At 69.0% G+C, this 16,982-nt stretch carries 15 protein-coding genes; 9 read left to right on the top strand and 6 right to left on the bottom strand.

The annotated features are described in order from the left end of the window. Nucleotides 1-219 precede the first annotated feature (219 nt). The 5 genes from AB0N89_RS30820 to AB0N89_RS30800 all read right to left on the bottom strand — a co-directional run bounded on the left by AB0N89_RS30820 (nucleotide 220) and on the right by AB0N89_RS30800 (nucleotide 4,992). Nucleotides 220-1,092 (bottom strand): ABC transporter ATP-binding protein, encoded by an 873-nt coding sequence (locus AB0N89_RS30820; RefSeq protein ID WP_364211616.1) that lies wholly within the window; start codon nucleotides 1,090-1,092, stop codon nucleotides 220-222. A 21-nt stretch (nucleotides 1,093-1,113) separates the two neighbouring features. Continuing rightward, nucleotides 1,114-1,947, bottom strand: a complete 834-nt coding sequence (locus AB0N89_RS30815; protein WP_364211613.1) for an ABC transporter permease — start codon at nucleotides 1,945-1,947, stop codon at nucleotides 1,114-1,116. Continuing rightward, entirely contained in the window at nucleotides 1,944-2,714 is a 771-nt protein-coding gene (locus AB0N89_RS30810; RefSeq protein WP_364211610.1) for an ABC transporter permease, read from the bottom strand. Before AB0N89_RS30810 ends, AB0N89_RS30815 begins: the two co-directional genes overlap by 4 nt. Nucleotides 2,715-2,722: 8 nt before the next feature. Continuing rightward, complete coding sequence (locus AB0N89_RS30805; RefSeq protein ID WP_364211625.1) at nucleotides 2,723-3,667, bottom strand: ABC transporter substrate-binding protein; 945 nt, start codon at nucleotides 3,665-3,667, stop codon at nucleotides 2,723-2,725. 308 nt (nucleotides 3,668-3,975) lie between these two features. Further along, on the bottom strand, nucleotides 3,976-4,992 hold the full coding sequence (locus AB0N89_RS30800; protein ID WP_364211607.1) for an ABC transporter substrate-binding protein: 1,017 nt from the start codon (nucleotides 4,990-4,992) through the stop codon (nucleotides 3,976-3,978). A gap of 655 nt (nucleotides 4,993-5,647) precedes the next feature. Between AB0N89_RS30800 and AB0N89_RS30795 the strand changes: the two genes are divergently transcribed. The 7 genes from AB0N89_RS30795 to AB0N89_RS30765 all read left to right on the top strand — a co-directional run bounded on the left by AB0N89_RS30795 (nucleotide 5,648) and on the right by AB0N89_RS30765 (nucleotide 12,447). Further along, entirely contained in the window at nucleotides 5,648-8,764 is a 3,117-nt protein-coding gene (locus AB0N89_RS30795) for a nitrate- and nitrite sensing domain-containing protein (protein WP_364211622.1), read from the top strand. A 20-nt stretch (nucleotides 8,765-8,784) separates the two neighbouring features. Next, the gene (locus AB0N89_RS30790) at nucleotides 8,785-9,243 is read left to right on the top strand and encodes a roadblock/LC7 domain-containing protein (protein ID WP_364211619.1); all 459 of its coding nucleotides are present in this window, start codon (nucleotides 8,785-8,787) and stop codon (nucleotides 9,241-9,243) included. Between the two features lie 25 nt (nucleotides 9,244-9,268). Continuing rightward, nucleotides 9,269-10,054 carry a DUF742 domain-containing protein gene (locus AB0N89_RS30785; RefSeq protein ID WP_364211604.1) on the top strand — a complete coding sequence of 262 codons (786 nt, stop codon included), beginning with the start codon at nucleotides 9,269-9,271 and terminating at the stop codon, nucleotides 10,052-10,054. Further along, entirely contained in the window at nucleotides 10,035-10,643 is a 609-nt protein-coding gene (locus AB0N89_RS30780; protein ID WP_007033392.1) for an ATP/GTP-binding protein, read from the top strand. The genes AB0N89_RS30785 and AB0N89_RS30780 overlap by 20 nt, the downstream gene beginning before the upstream one ends. A 438-nt stretch (nucleotides 10,644-11,081) precedes the next feature. Next, on the top strand, nucleotides 11,082-11,501 hold the full coding sequence (locus AB0N89_RS30775) for a roadblock/LC7 domain-containing protein (RefSeq protein WP_005156190.1): 420 nt from the start codon (nucleotides 11,082-11,084) through the stop codon (nucleotides 11,499-11,501). A gap of 6 nt (nucleotides 11,502-11,507) precedes the next feature. Next, the gene (locus tag AB0N89_RS30770) at nucleotides 11,508-12,092 is read left to right on the top strand and encodes a DUF742 domain-containing protein (protein WP_364211599.1); all 585 of its coding nucleotides are present in this window, start codon (nucleotides 11,508-11,510) and stop codon (nucleotides 12,090-12,092) included. Between the two features lie 166 nt (nucleotides 12,093-12,258). Then, nucleotides 12,259-12,447 carry a hypothetical protein gene (locus AB0N89_RS30765; RefSeq protein ID WP_364211596.1) on the top strand — a complete coding sequence of 63 codons (189 nt, stop codon included), beginning with the start codon at nucleotides 12,259-12,261 and terminating at the stop codon, nucleotides 12,445-12,447. Nucleotides 12,448-12,578: 131 nt separating this feature from the next. On the opposite strand, the gene AB0N89_RS30760 is transcribed toward AB0N89_RS30765, so the two are convergent. Continuing rightward, nucleotides 12,579-14,822 carry a helicase-associated domain-containing protein gene (locus AB0N89_RS30760; protein ID WP_364211593.1) on the bottom strand — a complete coding sequence of 748 codons (2,244 nt, stop codon included), beginning with the start codon at nucleotides 14,820-14,822 and terminating at the stop codon, nucleotides 12,579-12,581. A 93-nt stretch (nucleotides 14,823-14,915) separates the two neighbouring features. On the opposite strand from AB0N89_RS30760, the gene AB0N89_RS30755 reads away from it, so the two are divergent. Together AB0N89_RS30755 and AB0N89_RS30750 are read left to right on the top strand one after the other, a co-directional pair. Further along, on the top strand, nucleotides 14,916-15,098 hold the full coding sequence (locus tag AB0N89_RS30755) for a hypothetical protein (RefSeq protein WP_005156172.1): 183 nt from the start codon (nucleotides 14,916-14,918) through the stop codon (nucleotides 15,096-15,098). Between the two features lie 246 nt (nucleotides 15,099-15,344). After that, a complete protein-coding gene (locus AB0N89_RS30750; protein ID WP_364211589.1) occupies nucleotides 15,345-16,736 on the top strand; it encodes an NAD-dependent malic enzyme in 1,392 nt (463 codons plus the stop codon). Nucleotides 16,737-16,982 lie beyond the last annotated feature (246 nt).

The following is a 16,982-nucleotide window of genomic DNA, read 5'->3' as shown; positions in this document are numbered from 1 at the left end:
CAGGACCGGACGTGCTTGTCGACGACGCCCTGGATGACGCGGGTGATGCCGGCGGTGGACAGCTCGTCCTTGAGGGACCCAGGGTCCCTCAAGGAGGCCTTCACGGACCTGACGGGACGTTCGGGAGCGAGACTGAAGGGCGCTTCAGGGGACGTAGCGAAGGCCTCCTTCCCTACCCTGAAGGTAGTGAAGGAGGCCTTCACGGACTTGACCGCAGCCTCAGGACTTGGCGCGGGCCTCAGCCTCGGTGGCGTCGGCGGCGGCCTCCTGCTGCGCCAGCTCGTACTCGGCCGCGTCGGAAGCCGCGGTGACGGCTTCCGGGGCACCGCCGTGCAGCAGCCGCGCCACCTCACCGCGCAGCGTCACGAACGCGGTGGATTCGCGCGTGGTGATCTGGTCGCGTTCCGCGGGCAGCCCGACCGGCAGGTCCGCGACGATCGTGGCGGGCGACTTCGACAGCACCAGCACCCGGTCCGACAGGTAGACGCTCTCGTCGATGTCGTGCGTGACCACGAGAATCGTGCTGCCGTTCTCACGCTGCACGCGCCGGGTCAGGTCTTCGAGTTCGAACCGCGTCTGCGCGTCGACCGACGCGAACGGCTCGTCCATCAGCAGCAGGGCGGGACGGCTGGCGAGGGCCCGCGCGATCGACACACGCTGCTGCATACCGCCCGAGAGCTGCCACGGGAACTTCGAACCGACCCCGGCCAATCCCACCGACTCCAGCGCCTCCTGCGCCCGCTTACGGCGCTCGGAGCGGCTCAAATTGCGCCACCGCAAGGGGAACTCGACGTTCTTCTCGACCGAGAGCCAGGGGAACAGCGAGCGGCTGTAGTCCTGGAACACCACGGCCAGGTCCTCCGGCACCCCGGAGGAGACGTCGTCGCCGTGCAGGCTGACGCGGCCGGACGTCGGCTTGATCAGCCCGGCGATGCAGCGCAGCAGCGTCGACTTGCCGCAGCCCGACGGGCCCACGATGCTCGCGAGCTGTCCCGCTTCGACGGTGAACGACAGGTCGTTGACCGCGACGTGCGCCTTCTCTCCCGCGCCGTACCGGTGGTTCAGCCCGGAGACTTCGAGCATGGTTGACATCTTGCTGACCCTTCGAAAGAACTAAATACGGCCGTTGCGGGTGGGCTGCCAGCGAAGCACTCTCTGCTCCACCGCGAGGAAGGCCGCGTTGAACCCGAAGCCGAGGAGTCCGAGCAGGACCAGCCACGACCACATGAGCGGGAAGTCGAACGCCTGCTGGGCGTCCATCAGGGACCGGCCGATGCCGTTGTAGGAGCCGACCAGTTCCGAGATCACCATCAGCAGCAAGGAGATGGAGAGGCTCAGCCGCAGGCCCGCGAAGATCTTCGGCCCGGCGGCGGGGAGCACGATGGAGCGCACCCAGTACGACCGCGGCGTCCGGAACGACTTCGCGGTGTCGATCTTCACCTGATCCACCGAGCGGACGCCGTCCACCGTGTTGAGCAGCACCGGCCAGATCGCGCCGAAGATGATCGACCCGGTCTGCATCCCCGGCCCGAGTCCGAAAAGGACGATGAACACCGGGATCAGCGCGGGCGGCGGGACCGAGCGGAAGAACGCGAAAAGCGGTCCGACGTAGTCCATCCCGTGCTTCGAGCGTCCCAGTGCGACACCCAGTGCGACGCCGAGGGCGCCGGCCAGCAGCCAGCCGCCGAGGGTCCGGCCGAGGCTCGGCAGGACGTTGTCGAACACGGTGTCGGTCAGGAACAGCTGCGAGGCCGGACCGGTGAACCAGAGTTTGACCGAGCTGGACACGATTTCGGTCGGCGGCGGGAAGAACGGGCTTTCCGCGAGCCGGGTCGCGAGCTCCCAGAGCCCGAGCAGGGCGAAGAACAGCAGCCAGTTGCGGACCAGGATGCCGATGCCCCGGCCCACGCGCCTGCCGACGCGGCTGGTCAGCGTGAGGGTCGTCACGAGACCGCCTCCCGGTCGACCGTGCTCCAGCGGAACGCCCGCCTGCCGATCATTTCGAGCCCGCCGTTGATGAGGAAGCCGAGCGCGCCGACCACGACGGTGCCGGCGAGCACGAGGTCGAACCTGGTCGAACCGGTGCTGGCCTGCATGATGAAGTTGCCGATGCCGAGTTTGGCGCCCGCCAGGAACTCGGTGCTGACCACCGCGATCAGCGCGATGTTGGCGGACAGCCGGACGCCGGTGAACACGAACGGCGCGGTGTGCGGCAGCGCCACCGAGGTCAGCGTCCGGAACTTGCCCGTGCCGCAGGCCTTCGCGGTCTCCAGCAGCACGGGGTCGATCTCGCCGAGGGCGTAGATCGTGTTGAACATGATGGGCCACAACGACGCGTACACGGCCAGCGTGATCTTCGCTTCGGGACCGCCGCCGATCAGCAGCAGCACCAGCGGGATCAGTGCCACGGCGGGGATCGGCCGCAGGAACTCGACGACCACCGCGGTCGCCGTGCGCAGGCCGGGGATGCTGCCCAGCAGCAGACCGGCGGGCACGGCGATGGCGACGGCGATCAGCAGGGCGATCGCCCACGCCAGGAACGTGGCGATCAGGTCCCGGATGAACTGCGTCTCCCCGAACTGTTCGACGATCGTCACGAGGACGACGGACGGCGGGGGGAGGAACTCTTTACGGACCAGGCCGGCCTGGACGATCACTTCCCACAGGAGGAAGAAACCGGCCAGACCGGCCAGGGCACGGAGAAGTCGTGGCACCTTGACCTTTATCCAGCTTGAGGGGCGAGCATCGGGGCGGCGTCGAGCTTGGCCGTCAGCACACCGGTCTGCTGCAACAGGTCCGGCACGCGCTGCAGACGACGCGGGTCCAGGGTGGACCCGAACGTCGGCAGCGTGAGCAGCGACGCGGTTTCGGCGTCGACCTTGGCGTACTTGACGATCAGCGGCTCGATCTTGGAGCGGTCGGCCGAATCACGCACGGCCTTGCCCAGCGCGCGTTGGAACGCGGCCAGGGTCTTGGGGTTCTTGTCCACGAAGGACCCGAGCGCGCCGAAGCCCGCCAGGGGGAAGTCCTGCGTGGCGCCGGTCGCGATGTCGACGACCGGGGTCGCGCCGACGACCTTGGAGGCCTGGGTCAGGAACGGCTCGGGCAGGTAGCCCGCGTCGACCTGGCCCGAAGACAGCGCGGCGGCGATGTTCGGCAGCGCCATCGGCACCCACTGGACCTTGCTGGTGTCGACGCCGTGGTCCTTCATCACCGAGACGGTCAGCAGGTGGGACGCGGTGTTCTTGTCGGTGATCGCGATCTTCTTGCCCGCGAGGTCGTTGATCGTCTTGACCGACGAGGTCGGCACCGTGACCACCGCGTTGCTCTTGGGGCTCGCCGAGACGGCGTCGGCGACGAGCCGGATGTCGGCCGCGCCCTTGCTCTTCGCGACGAAGAACGGCATGTAGGTGGAGAAGGCGATGTCGACCTCGCCACCGATCATCTTGGTCATCGACTGCTGGCCACTGGGCGCGTCGACCGCTTCGACCTCCAGGCCTTCGGCCTTGAAGTACCCGCCTTCCTGCGCCAGCCGCAGCGGCGCGAGGTCGACGACCGGCAGCACGGCCACCTTGATCTTCGGCTTCTCCAGCGCGCCGTCACCGCCGGACGCCTTGGACGTGTCCTCACCGCCGAGGGCGCCGCAGGCGCCCAACGTGGCCAGCATGAGCGCGCTCAGGGCGACGCCGATGGCACCCCGGCCTCTACGTGCACCACTCCTGCTCATGGCGTTTCGAAACAAAGCCAGCTCCTCGGAAACAATGAATCACCGTTGGGGTTTTTTCATCCGTGTCGTGGCTTCATTTCGCCAGGCACGCGGTCACCTTAGAGATTTGCCCACCTGCTCACAATGGGTGTCGTGAGCGGGTGATCATTTTAGGCCATTCGCCCGATCTCATGATCACCCGCTTGGACAACATTACTTTCAGTGATCGAATTCCGCGTGCAACGGCTATTCGGAGTAACCGCGGTTCGTCAGCTCGTGGCCTGGGCCGCGATCATCGGGCCGACGTCGATCTTGGTCGGGATGGCGCCCATCTGCAGGAGCAGGTCCGGCACCCGCTGGATGCGGCGGGGGTCCAAGGTGGACTGGAACGTCAGCAGCGTGGTCAGCGCGGCGGTGTCCTGGTCGATCTTGGCGTACTTGACCAGCAGCGGCTCGATCTTGGAGCGGTCCGCCGCGTCGCGGGTGGCCTTCTGCATGGCGCGCTGGAAGGCGGCCACGGTCTTCGGGTTCTCCGAGACGAACTTGCCGAGCGAGCCGTAGCCCGCGGTGGGGAAGTCCTGGGTGGCGCCGGTGGCGGTGTCCACGACCGGGACGGTGCCCGCCTGCTTCGCGGTCTGCGTGATGAACGGCTCGGTCAGGAAGCCGGCGTCGATGTCGCCGTTCTTGAGCGCGGCGCCGATGTTCGGCAGCTGGATCGGCACCCACTGGACCTTGCTGGCGTCGACGCCGTGGTCCTTCATGACCGATTTGGACAGCGTGTCGGACACGGTGTTCGGCGCGGTGATGCCGATCTTCTTGCCCGCCAGGTCGGCGACGCTCTTCACCGACGACGTCGGCAGCGTGACCAGCATCGTGCTCTTCGGACCGGCGGAGGAGGCGTCCGCGACCAGCTTGATGTCGGCGGTGTTCTTGCTCATCGCGATGAAGAACGGCGTGTAGCTCGCGTACGCGATGTCGACCTCGCCGCCGATCAGCTTGGTCAGCGAGATCTGGCCGGTGCCGGCTTCGATCGCCTCGACGTCGAGGCCTTCGTTCTTGAAGTAGCCGCCGTCTTGGGCGAGACGCAGGGGCGCGAGGTCGATGGTCGACATCACGGCGACCTTGATCTTCGACTTCTCGAGGTTCCCGGAGCCGCCGGAGGAGGACGACTCGTCCCCGCCGAGCAGGCCGCAGCCACCGACCGACGTCGTGACGACGGCCGCCATCGCGAGCGCGATGGCCCCGCGCCGTCCCAAGCGGGCGCTCAAGGCCTTCTTCGAAAGCAAGTGGTGCTCCTGATCGAGGGAAGGTCACGTGATGACGTGGCCTGATGTGGAATTCGGAAGTGACTCTTTGTCTGAGCCACGGGCCCACTGTAGAGAACGGACAACGCGCTCACAATGGGTGGTCATCCCATGATCCCAAGTGGTAACGATCACCCGAACAGGCTGTTTGTCAGAAGTGAACACAACTCGGCGTGTTCGCGACGGGGACTTGTTGACGATTGAGCGCGGACAGGTCAAGACCCGTCCGGTGTCTTCTTGGAGGTCTTGTCCAAAGGGTTACATCTGGGCCTACCGTTCGCTACCCTCATGCACCGGTAGTGAGGTGTGGACCACTGATGTAGTGAAAGAGAGTGCCTTGGATGGCCGAACGCTCTGGACCTTTCCCGAGGTGCAAGGCACTCTGTGTTGACCACGTCGAACACGTCCGTGCTTCACTGGTGCGCGCCCGCGCACTGGCGGGTTAGGCCGAACAGACCAATGACGCCAGGCGGGAATTCGGCCAAGTGCACTTGAGAGACTGCGTCAAAGACGACTTCCTCATTCGTCGGAGTGGGTACCCGCGTCCTGCGTCGGCCTGCCCGATGGCAGGTGAGTGCGGGTAGTGGTCTCCGACAACCGACCCAGACAGCAGCAGTACGGCCAGTACGAGAACGGCATGTCCAAAATGGGCTTTCCCGGCCCGGATGAAGATGATGGTGGTGCGGCGGTGCCGAACGAAGACACCGCGGGGGTGGGAGGGGCCCCTGCGCGGGAAACCGGAGACGGTCCTGGCGGGAAGGCCGGGTCGTTCCTGGGCCTGCGTAACTGGCGTCTGCGATCCAAGCTCGCGGCCGTCCTGATCATTCCGACGCTGACCGCGCTCGCGCTCGGCACGCTGCGGGTGATCGACGACAGCGGCGAGGCCGCCCGGTTCCAGGACACGGCCGACCAGGTCGCGTTCGCCGACAAGATCACCCTCGTGGTCCACGAGCTGCAGAGCGAACGCGCGCTCGCGGTCGCCCGGATCGCCTCCCAGGACGGGTCGCGCCAGACCGGGCTCGACGCGCAGATCGCCAAGGTCGATCGCGCCGTCGACGACCTGCGGGCCTCGGCGAACCAGATCAACCCGGACGACCAGGACACGAGGGACCGCTACTCGCGTGGTCTGCAGCGGCTCGACGCCCTGCGCCCGCTGCGCGGCGCGATGAACACCTCGCTGCTGGGCGACGCCCCGGTCCTGATCGCCTACTCCGGCATCCTCGACTCGCTGGTCCAGCTCGGCCGCGAGGTGACCACCGCGGTGGCGAACCGCGACGTGCTCCGGCTCGGCGTCACCGTGCAGGCCATCAGTGAGAGCAAGGAGTTCATCGCCCGCGGTGACGCGGCGCTGCTGATCGCCTCCTTCCGCTCCTCGTTCCCCGGCGACCTGTTCGACCAGGCCCGTTCGGCGGTCGCGAGCGGCGACGCCTCGACGGCGGCCTTCCTCGCGAACGCCAGCCCCGAGCAGCGGCAGCTCTACTCGGACACCTTCTCCGGTCCCGAGGTCGACGACCGCCGCCGGATCACCACGATGGCGTTCTCGCTGTACCAGCAGAACCAGACGCCGTCGATCGACAACGTCGCGCTCGGCAACGACAGCCGGGTCGCGCTGGACAAGCTGCGCGCGGTCGAGACCAACCTGCTCGGCCAGCTGCGCGCCCAGGCCGACGAACTGGCCACCCAGGCGATCAACTCCGCCTGGATCGGTGGCGCGATCGTGCTGCTGGCCCTGCTCGCGGCGCTGTTCCTGATGCTCGTCATCGCCCGCCTGATGCTGCGCCCGCTGCGGGTGCTGCGGAAGACGGCGCTCGACGTCGCGTACACACGGCTGCCGGAAACCGTGCAAGCGATCCTGGACGACCCGGACCCCGTCAACGCCTCGAAGCGGTCGGTCGAGCCGGTGCCCGTCACTTCGCGTGACGAGATCGGTGAAGTGGCGCGTTCGTTCGACGTCGTCCACGAACAGGCCGTCAAGATGGCCGCCGAACAGGCCCTCCTGCGCGAGAACGTCAACGGCATCTTCGTGAACCTGTCCCGCCGGTCGCAGCGGCTGGTGGAACGCCAGCTGGGCGTCATCGACCGGCTGGAGGCCGACGAGCAGGACCCGGACCACTTGGCCAGCCTGTTCGAACTCGACCACCTCGCCACGCGGCTGCGCCGCAACGGTGAAAGCCTCCTGGTGCTCTCGGGCGCCGGTCTCGCGAAGTCGGTGCCCAAGCCGGTGCCCGCCGCCGACGTCATCGGCGCCGCGGTCTCGGAGATCGAGCAGTACGCCCGGATCGAGATCGGGATCGTCCCCGAGGTCGCCGTCCAGGGCCTGACGATCCACGACCTCGTGCACGTGCTCGCGGAGCTGCTGGACAACGCCACCTACTTCTCCGAGCCGGAGACGAAGGTGACCGTCCGCGCGGTGATCACCCGCAAGAAGGCGCTCGCCATCCAGGTCACCGACCACGGTGTCGGCATGACCGACGAGCGGCTCGCCGAAGTCAACCAGCGACTGGCCGACCCGCCGGACCTGGACGTCTCGGTGACCCGGCGGATGGGCCTGTACGTGGTCGCGCGCCTGGCGCGCCGCCACGGCATCGAGGTCCGGCTCCGGGAGAACGAGGACATCGAGGGCGGCGTGATCGCGCGGGTCGTCGTGCCCGCCGAGCTGCTCACGCAGATGCGGCCCGGCGCGCGGAACACCCCGCCGCCGCCGAACCGCTCGGAAACGTCGATGCCGTCGATCCCGTCGGTGTCGGAGATGTCGAGCTCGCTGCCGAGCGTCCCCGCCTCCGACCGCGGCCTGGAGATGACCCCGCCGCCGCCGTCGAAGCCCCCGGCGCCGCAGCCGGTCGCGCAGCAGGGCGGGCTCGTCCCGCTCGACCAGCCGATCAGCCTCGACGACCTGGTCGCGGGCAAGAACGCGGCGGGGCCGTTCCTCAGCCCCGCGGCCCCCGCCGAGGAGACCCCGGCGTGGCCGACGGCCGACGACCATCCGCCGTCGAACGGCGACGGCGCCTCCAGCGGTACGGACACCCAGTTCGCGCCGCTCGTGCTGCCGAAGCGGGAGCCGAAGTACGTCCCGGTGACCCCGCCCGAGCCGCAGCGGCGGCCCGAGGAGCCCGAGGACGCCGGCAAGTCGGCGCTCGAGGACGACGTGCCCACCCGGCGGCTGCCGATCTACCAGTCGGTGCTCTCGCGCTGGTTCAGCGAAGGCGACGAGGCCGGGGCCGACACCCCGACCACCTACACCGAGCCGGTCGAGTCCGACGTGCCCGAGCAGGCCCGCAACGGTGGCGCCGAGGCTGCGGATCCCGTCGTCGAGGAAGCCCCCGAAGAGGCATTGCCCACTCGGACCCCGCAGAGTGTTCCGCCGGAGACGGTGCTCCAGGACAATGGCTGGCGCAGCGCGTCGGACGACGGCTGGCAGGCGGCACAGGTCCTGTACGAAGATCGGAACGACGAGATCACCCCGGCGGGCCTGCCCAAACGGGTGCCGAACCAGTACCTCGTCCCCGGTTCGATCGGCGGGAACGAGCCGAAGAAGGAAGACTCGTTCGCCGACAAGACTTCCGGAATGCCGGGAACGGGTGCCATCGCCCGCTCGGCGACGGCGGCCCGTAGCCGGATGGCAAGCTTCCAACAGGGCTACAAGTCGGGACGGCACGCGTTGAAGGAACGCCCGCTCGATGCGCTGGATGACAATGGCGTTCCGGTGAGTGGCAGGGGTGCGGGTTCCCCTGCCGATGACAGCAGTAAGGAGTGACAGTGACACGGGCGGGTGCGATGCAGCCGGGTGGTCCGGCGCAGCCTGGCGGCCAGGCGCAGGGTAAAGGACACGCGAGCAGCTTTGCCTGGCTGATCACGGATTTCGTGCACCGGGTCCCGGGCGCGGCGCATGCCGTGGTGGTGTCGGCGGACGGTTTGCTGCTGGCCTCCTCGAAGGGGCTTCCCAAGGACAGGGCCGATCAGCTGGCCGCGGTCGCGTCGGGGCTCACCAGCCTCGCGCGCGGTGCGGCCAAGGTGTTCGAGGGCGGCACGGTCGCGCAGACGGTGGTCGAGATGGCCAATGGCTTCCTCTTCCTGATGTCGGTGTCCGACGGGTCCTGCCTGGCGGTCCTCGGGTCGCCGGAGAGTGACATCGGCCTGGTCGTCTACGAGATGACCTTGCTGGTGGAACGGGTGGGGCAACAGCTGACACCGGAGATGCGCGCGCAGCTGCAGGGCGCGTCGGTCCGCCGCTGAGCGACCGGGAACCGAGGAGAATGCCGTGGACGACGGGCGCTTGAGGGGCGATGGCCGGCTCGGTGACGACTTCAACGGCGGGTGGTCGGAACGTGACGACGGCCGGGAGGACTGGACGTCCTTCCGGGACCGGGTCGACCGCGAATGGCGCTCGCGCCGGGCACAGGGGTCGGACAGCGACCCCGTGTCCCCGGACGAGGCCTCCCGCTGGCTGACCGATTCGAACGCGGGACAGGGACCCGCCGATTTCAGCGTCTCGGACTACCGGGAACGTCTCCTCGGCGGCCCCGGGGCGGAACTGTTCGGTGGTGGCAGTGGTCCGCTCTACGACTCGGGCGAGTTCGCCAGATTCTCCTTCGACAAGGAGGAGGAACGGAGGGCGGCGGCGGCCGCCGCCGATCCGCTCGCCGCGGCCTTGCCGCAGCAGGCGCAGAACGAGTTCGTCGACGAGCAGTACACCACCGACGTCGAATCCTCCGGCCTGGTCCGGCCGTACTTCCGTACGCGAGGCCGGACCAAGCCGACGTACGACCTTGCCATCGAGGCGTTGATCTCGACCAGCGAACAGGGACGGGTGCTCGACCGGGTACGCGTCCCCGAACACCGGTCGATCTGCGACCTTTGCCTGGACACCCGGTCCGTCGCCGAAGTCGCGGCGCTGCTGCGCCTGCCGCTCGGCGTGGTCCGGGTGCTGATCGGAGACGTGGCCGGCCTCGGCCTGGTCCTGGTGCACACTGCCAGCCAGAACGTGGGTGACCGGCCCAGTATCGAGTTCATGGAGAGGGTGCTCAGTGGGCTTCGGAGAATTTGACTCCGACGCGAATGCGCCGCAGGTGACCGGACCGACTTCGTCGGCCAAGATCGTGGTCGCTGGCGGATTCGGCTCGGGGAAGACCACGCTGGTCGGGGCGGTATCGGAGATCGATCCGCTGACCACCGAGGCCATGATGACCGAGGCCAGTACCGGCGTCGACGACAATTCGGCCACCCCGAACAAGTCGACGACGACCGTGGCCATGGACTTCGGCCGGATTTCGCTGGACTCGGACCTGGTGCTGTACGTGTTCGGCACGCCGGGCCAGCACCGGTTCTGGTTCATGTGGGACGACCTCGCGGTCGGCGCCATCGGTGCCGTCGTGCTGGTCGACACGCGGCGGCTCGCCGACGCGTTCCCGTCGATCGACTTCTTCGAGAACCGGAAGCTGCCGTACGTCGTGGCGATCAACTGCTTCGACCGGCTGCTGCACCACCAGATCGAGGACGTCCGGCACGCGCTGACGATCTCACCGTCCGTGCCGATCATGGCGTGTGACGCTCGGGAACGTGAGTCCGCCAAGCAGGTGTTGATCTCGGTCGTGCAGCACGCCATCGCACACGATTCGGCGTTGCGCGCAGGCTAAAAGGGACGAAAGCCCGGAGCGGATGCGGCCGTTGGAGTGAACTCGGCAGGCTTCACCCGCTTCGGGGAGTGGTGCCACCTGCCGGATTGAACGCGGGGCGATCCCTTTCACGCGATCCGGTGCCGGTAGTGCCCGATCGGGTGGCCGCGGTGTCGGTGACCTGCGTGGACGCCGATTCACGCCTGGTCGCACCAGGCCACCACGGGGTGACCCACGAATGCGTGGTTCGCCATGTGTCGACGCGGTGAGCGGCTGGACGTTCACGTTCGGTTAACACGCGCGGCCGGGTGGCGGGCTCGACACGATCGACGGGACGAATACGCTGGGTGGAGGCGTCTTCGGGCTCGGCCGTGCCGGATCGGTGCTGGTCCGTGCTGGTTATCGGAGGACGCCCGGACCACGCCGCCCAGGTGGTCTTGACGCAGCGAGGAGGGACTTGTGACGGCATCCGGGCAGCAGAGCTCGTTCGGCTGGCTCATCACGGATTTCGCGCGCCGGGTTCCCGGTGCGGCGCACGCCGTGCTGGTCTCCGCGGACGGGCTTCTCCTCGCGCCGTCGGACGGGCTGCCGCAGGAGCGCGCCGAACAGCTGTCCGCGGTCGCCTCCGGTCTCATCAGTCTCACCGCCGGCGCGGCGCGCTGCTTCGACGCGGGCGGGGTCAACCAGACCGTCGTCGAGATGGAACGCGGGTACCTCTTCCTCATGTCGGTCGCCGACGGCTCTTCGCTGGCCGTCCTGGCGGCGCCGACCTGTGACATCGGCACCGTGGCCTACGAGATGACCCTGCTCGTCGAGCGGGTCGGGCAGCAGATCACCCCCGAGCTGCGGGCGCAGCTGCAGGGCGGCGTACGTGGGTAGCCGCCGATGAAGATCACCGGATTCACCGAACCGGACCCCTCCGGCTGGGACTCCCTCTACCAAGGCACCGAACGCGAGGCTTTCGATTCGCCGAGCCGGTTCGAGCTGAGCTCGATCAGCACGGTCATGCCGCGGCGCCCGGCCAGGCCGCCGGAGCCACCGCCTCTGCCCGCGTCGATGCCCTCGCCGATCCGCCAGTCGCCTCCGCCCGCCAGGACGGAAAGCGCGCCTGCTTCGGTCTACCTGCCCACTTCAGGCTCCCGGGTCCGGCCCTACACGCGCACCGGCGGGCGCACCCGCACCGCGCACGACCTGGCGCTGGAGGCGCTGGTTTCGACCAGCGAGGACGGCCGCCGGTATCGCGGCGTGCGGACCATGGAACACCGGCAGATCTGCGACCTCTGCCTGGACACCCGGTCGATCGCGGAGATCGCCGCGCACCTGCGCCTGCCGCTGGGCGTCGTGAAGGTGCTCGTCGGCGACATGGCGGACGCGGGCCTCGTGCTGATCCACCAGACCGAGCTGATCCTCGGCGATTCCTCTTCACGCGCCTTCATGGAACGGGTACTTCAAGGCCTTCGCGCCCTCTGACCCCTCGCGTTTCGTCCTCTAAATGCGCTTCTGTGCTCTCGGCGGTGTCCCCAACGCCACTTTTGAGACGTTGAGCGTCCCCAAAGTGGCATTGGGGACATCAAGCCTCGGTGCACCGAAGACATCCAGTTGCATGCAGTGACATAAAATCACGCTATGTCATCAAATGAAACGGCTGGCGACCCGCGCGTTCGGTGACAAGTCCTTCAAAGAGTCCGACGTGGACGGGTTCTCGGAGCAGGAGGCCGCGGACATCGTCGCCGGCGCGATCAAGGCGGGGAAGGACGGGCGCCTCGGCTACCGTCGGTTGATCGAGGATCGCGTGTACGAGATAGCCGTCGAGACGGAGTGCTAGTGGCATGCGTAAGGCCAGGGTCCCGGTCTGCCCCGGGTGCACCTGGCCTTGCGACTCGCGTGACGTCCGCGACGTCACGCTCCTATGCACAGTTCAGACCAGTCGTCGCCGCAAAGCACGCCACCGCGAGGTCAGTCTTCGACGAGGGCGGCCGAGGTGATCCGGTGCAGCGGGTACCGCTCGTTGTCGGTCCCTTCGAGGACCCCGCCGCCGACCCGCATCGGCCGCACCACTCGCTGGCTCGCCGTCCCGCGTGAGTCGACGAACCCGATCCACACCTCGCGGCGCTCCATGGTCGCCTGGGACAGCAGCGCCAGCGTCGCGGACGTGTCCCCGGCGCCGCCTCCCTGCGGCGCGCGTACCGTCTCGCCGCGGCGACGCGCCGAAGCGGCGTCACCGGCCCGGACGTGCGCGACGATCTTGCCGACCTGCTCGTCTGTCAGTCCGGCAGGCTCTCCGGGCGCCCGACGCGCGGCACGCGCCTTCGCGGGCAGGCGACGTCCGGACGGCCTGATGTCCATGACGCGTCCGTCGGGGCCTTCGGCGGCCGGGGCGAACCCGGCGGCGCGAAGGGCGTCGAGGACTTCGGCGAGCGGGTACGCGCTGATGAGCACTGTCGGCGCGATCATGCGCAGCCCGTACTCGGTCGCGACAGGGCTGCCCATGACCTCCGCGAGCAGTGACGCGTCGTCACAGCGCAGGAACGACTCGGCGGCCCCGCCGCGCAGCCGCCCGTGCCGCCGGGCGACGTCGTCGATCAGGTAGCTCAGCGACTGCGGCACCGGCGTCGCCGACTTCGTCGTGAACAGCTGGTGCAGTTCGCCCGCGGTCCGACCGGTGTCGAGCGCGCGCCGCACGGACGTCTCAGTGATCCGGTAGACGGTCGCGTGCCCGGCCGATTCGATGTCGGCGACGGCGGTCATCTCGGCCGCGAGCTCGGCTTCCAGCGGTCCCGGCGCGACCACCGTCAGGTCGGCCTGCACCAGGACGTGGTCCACCGGACGCGGCAGCGCGTCGAGCATCGCCTCGACCGCGCCGGGGCGGTCCTCGGCCAGCAGTGCCCGCGTCGCCGTGGTCAGCCCGCCGAGCCCGAGCAGGCCGAGCGCGGCCCCCTCGGCCATCGTCCAGCGCACGGTCTCGTCCCGCAGCCGCCCGCCTCGCCGCGGCGCGCGCCAGGCGAGCGCGGCGACCAGCTCGTCGGTGCTCTTCACCCCGGCGCCTTCGGGCAGCGCGGCCAGGGCGAGCAGGATCCGCCGTCGCGACGTGGGCGCCAGCGGACGGCGCAGTTCCTCCGAAAGCGGCGCGATCGGCTTGTCCTTCGCGTCCCGTCCGCCGGCGAGACCGGGCAGCCGGGGCAGTTCGAGCCAGGCTTGCGCGACGGTCATCCAGCGCTGCGCGGTCGGCGACGCGAGCCACGAATCCGTGAGCGTCGTCGGCACCCATTCCGGTGAAGTCGCTTCGCTGTCGGCCACCAGCCCGGCGCCGACGGCGATCTCCGCCAGCAGGGTCACCCGCGTCTCGCCGACGTCGAGATCCTTGGCGAGCTTCTTCAGTTCGCGGACCCCGAGCCCGCCGGACTTCAGCACCGGCGGCGGCGTCTCCGACCACGAACGGAGCATGCTTTCGGTCTGGCGCAAGAACTCCATCGCCTCGCCCGCCGCCGTCGAGTCCACTGTGGACTGCTGATGCGGATGGACGGGGAGTTCCGGTTCGCGCAGCGAGGCCGGGTCGAACACCGACCCGCCGCGCAGGGCGATCCCGATCTCACGCGGCAGCTCGACGGTCTGATCGTCCCGGCGCAGCAACAGCCCGCGGGCGAGCAGGCGCTGGACCGGGTTCTGCGCCCGCTCCAGCGGGACGTCGGCCGCCGCGTCGCGGGTGCGGCCGATCGGCGGTCCGGCGGCCAGGGTCGTCAAGAGGGCACGTTCGTCCTCGCCGACCTCCGCTAGCGCGGCCTTGATGTCCGTTCCGGCGAGCGAGGGCGAAGACGACCCCAGTCCGGCAGGGAACGGGCCGAGCGCGTCGCGGGCCGACGGCGGGACGCGCAGCGCGTCGTCTTCACCCCAGACCAGCGCGCGCGTGCGCAGCAGCGCCAGCGCCTCGCCGATCCCGGTGCCCGTGAGCCGCGCGACCTCGGCCGCGGCGACCGGATCGGTGTCCGCTCCGGCGAGCAGCAGGGCGTCGAGCACGGCGAGCGTGAAGGTGTCGAGGTCTTCGCAGGCGCGCGCGACGGAGCCCGGCGTGCCGGCCCGGGTGGCGAGCACGATGGTGTCGGACGGGGGTGGCGTGGACAGGTCGCGACGCGTGCGCAGCAGTGCGGCGAGGGCGTCGTCGGACTCCTGGCGCAGCCAGTCCGCCAGGGAGGGCGCGGGCATAGAGGACCAGGATACCGGGCGGGTGGAGGCCCGGCAGCCACGTTCGGGCAGACTGTCCCCTGAGAACGGCTTGACCATGCTCGGGAGGACGTTGTGGCGAAGGGCGAGAACAAGAAGCGCGCGGGGATCGACCCGACGTGGCCCGGTGAGGACGGGGAGCACCCCGTCACCGAGCTCGCATCGGATCGGCAGGGCGCCCTGTCCCCGTTCGGCGACGTGACCTTCCCGCTCGAAGCGGTGCCCTACGTGCACCCCGAGACCGAGATCAACCGGTAGAAAGCCGAGGGCGCGCCGCGCCCGAACAGGCGCTCTCGCGTGCCCCTTTCGGGCCGAAGGCCCACGGAAATCCGATGAAGGGGCACCCTCTTCCGAGTGGTGAGGCAGGTTCGGGCTGCCCCTTCGGCGGGTTCCCGTGAGCGCGCGAGTTACTCGCCAGTCACCCCCTGCGAGGGTTCGTGGCGGTCGTCACGGGAGTAGGTTTTCGATCGACCTATTCGAGCGTTCCTCAGCGGGGGTAGTGCCATGCCGGTTCCCGGTCCCGGATATTCGATCACCGTCCGGGTGGAGGCCCCCGCGTCGTCCACCGCGGCGGGTGACCTGACCACGGCCGTCGGCCGGGTCGGCGGCGTGCTGACCGCGTTCGACGTCGTCGAATCGCACCCCGACTCGATCGTCGTCGACATCAGTGCCAACGCCCTGTCGGAAAACCACGCGCAGGACATCACGCAGACCCTGGACTCGATGCCGGGCGTCCGCGTCCGCAAGGTCTCCGACCGGACGTTCCTGATCCACCTCGGCGGCAAGATCGAGGTCAGCCCCAAGGTCGCGCTCCGCAACCGTGACGATCTCTCCCGCGCGTACACGCCGGGTGTCGCCCGCGTCTGCCAGGCGATCGCGGCGAACCCCGAGGACGCGCGCCGCCTGACCATCAAGCGCAACACGGTCGCCGTGCTCACCGACGGTTCCGCGGTCCTGGGACTGGGCAACATCGGCCCGGCCGCCGCGCTCCCGGTGATGGAGGGCAAGGCGGCCCTGTTCAAGAAGTTCGCCGACGTCGACGCTTGGCCGGTCTGCCTGGACACCCAGGACACCGAAGAGATCATCATGATCGCGAAGGCGCTCGCGCCGGTCTACGCGGGCATCAACCTCGAGGACATCGCCGCGCCGCGCTGCTTCGAGATCGAGAAGCGCCTGCGTGAGCAGCTCGACATCCCGGTGTTCCACGACGACCAGCACGGCACGGCGATCGTCGTGGTCGCCGCGCTGCGCAACGCCCTGCGCGTGGTCGGGAAGAACATCGAAGACTGCAAGATCGTCGTCAGCGGCGTCGGCGCGGCGGGTTCGGCGATCATCCGCCTGCTGCTGCGCAAGAACCCGGGCGACATCGTGGCCGCCGACATCAACGGCATCGTGCACTCCGCGCGCGGCAACCTCGACGACAACCTGACCTGGATCGCCGAGCACACCAACAAGGATCAGCAGGCGGGCACGCTGCACGAGGCGCTCGTCGGCGCCGACGTGTTCATCGGGGTCTCCGCGCCGAACCTGTTCGGGGCCGAGCAGGTCGCGACCATGAAGTCCGACGCCGTCGTGTTCGCGCTGGCCAACCCCGACCCGGAGATCGACCCGCTGGAAGCGGGCAAGCACGCCGCCGTGGTCGCCACCGGCCGCAGCGACTTCCCGAACCAGATCAACAACGTCCTCGCGTTCCCCGGCGTGTTCCGCGGGCTGCTCGACGCGCAGGCGCACCACATCGACGACTCGATGCTGCTCGCGGCCGCCGACGCCATCGCGGACGTCGTGGACAACGGCAAGCTGAACGCCTCGTTCATCGTGCCGAGCGTCTTCGACAACGCTGTCGCCCCGGCCGTCGCCGAGGCCGTGAAGAAGGCTGTGAAATCTGCCGAGCGCTGACGAAAACCCGCCGAAGGGGCGTCGTCCTGCTCCCACCTCCCGGTGGGAGCGGAGGGCGCCCCTTCATCGTGTTTCCGTGGGCCTTTGGCCCAAAAGAGGGCGCTCGGCGGTGAAGTCTCCGTCGGGCGCTGAGCGCCCTTTGGGAGACCTCGCATCGGGGCGCGATAGCAAAGGTCCCTTGCTCCATTCGGCGGCAGTCGTCATCACTGAGGCCGATCTCCTGGCCGACTCCAGGGTGACGACTCC

Source organism: Amycolatopsis sp. NPDC089917, from assembly GCF_040684635.1.
Classification (GTDB): Bacteria; Actinomycetota; Actinomycetes; order Mycobacteriales; family Pseudonocardiaceae; genus Amycolatopsis.
The sequence above is the reverse complement of the archived record's forward strand: the minus strand, read 5'-3'. Positions and strand labels throughout refer to the sequence as shown.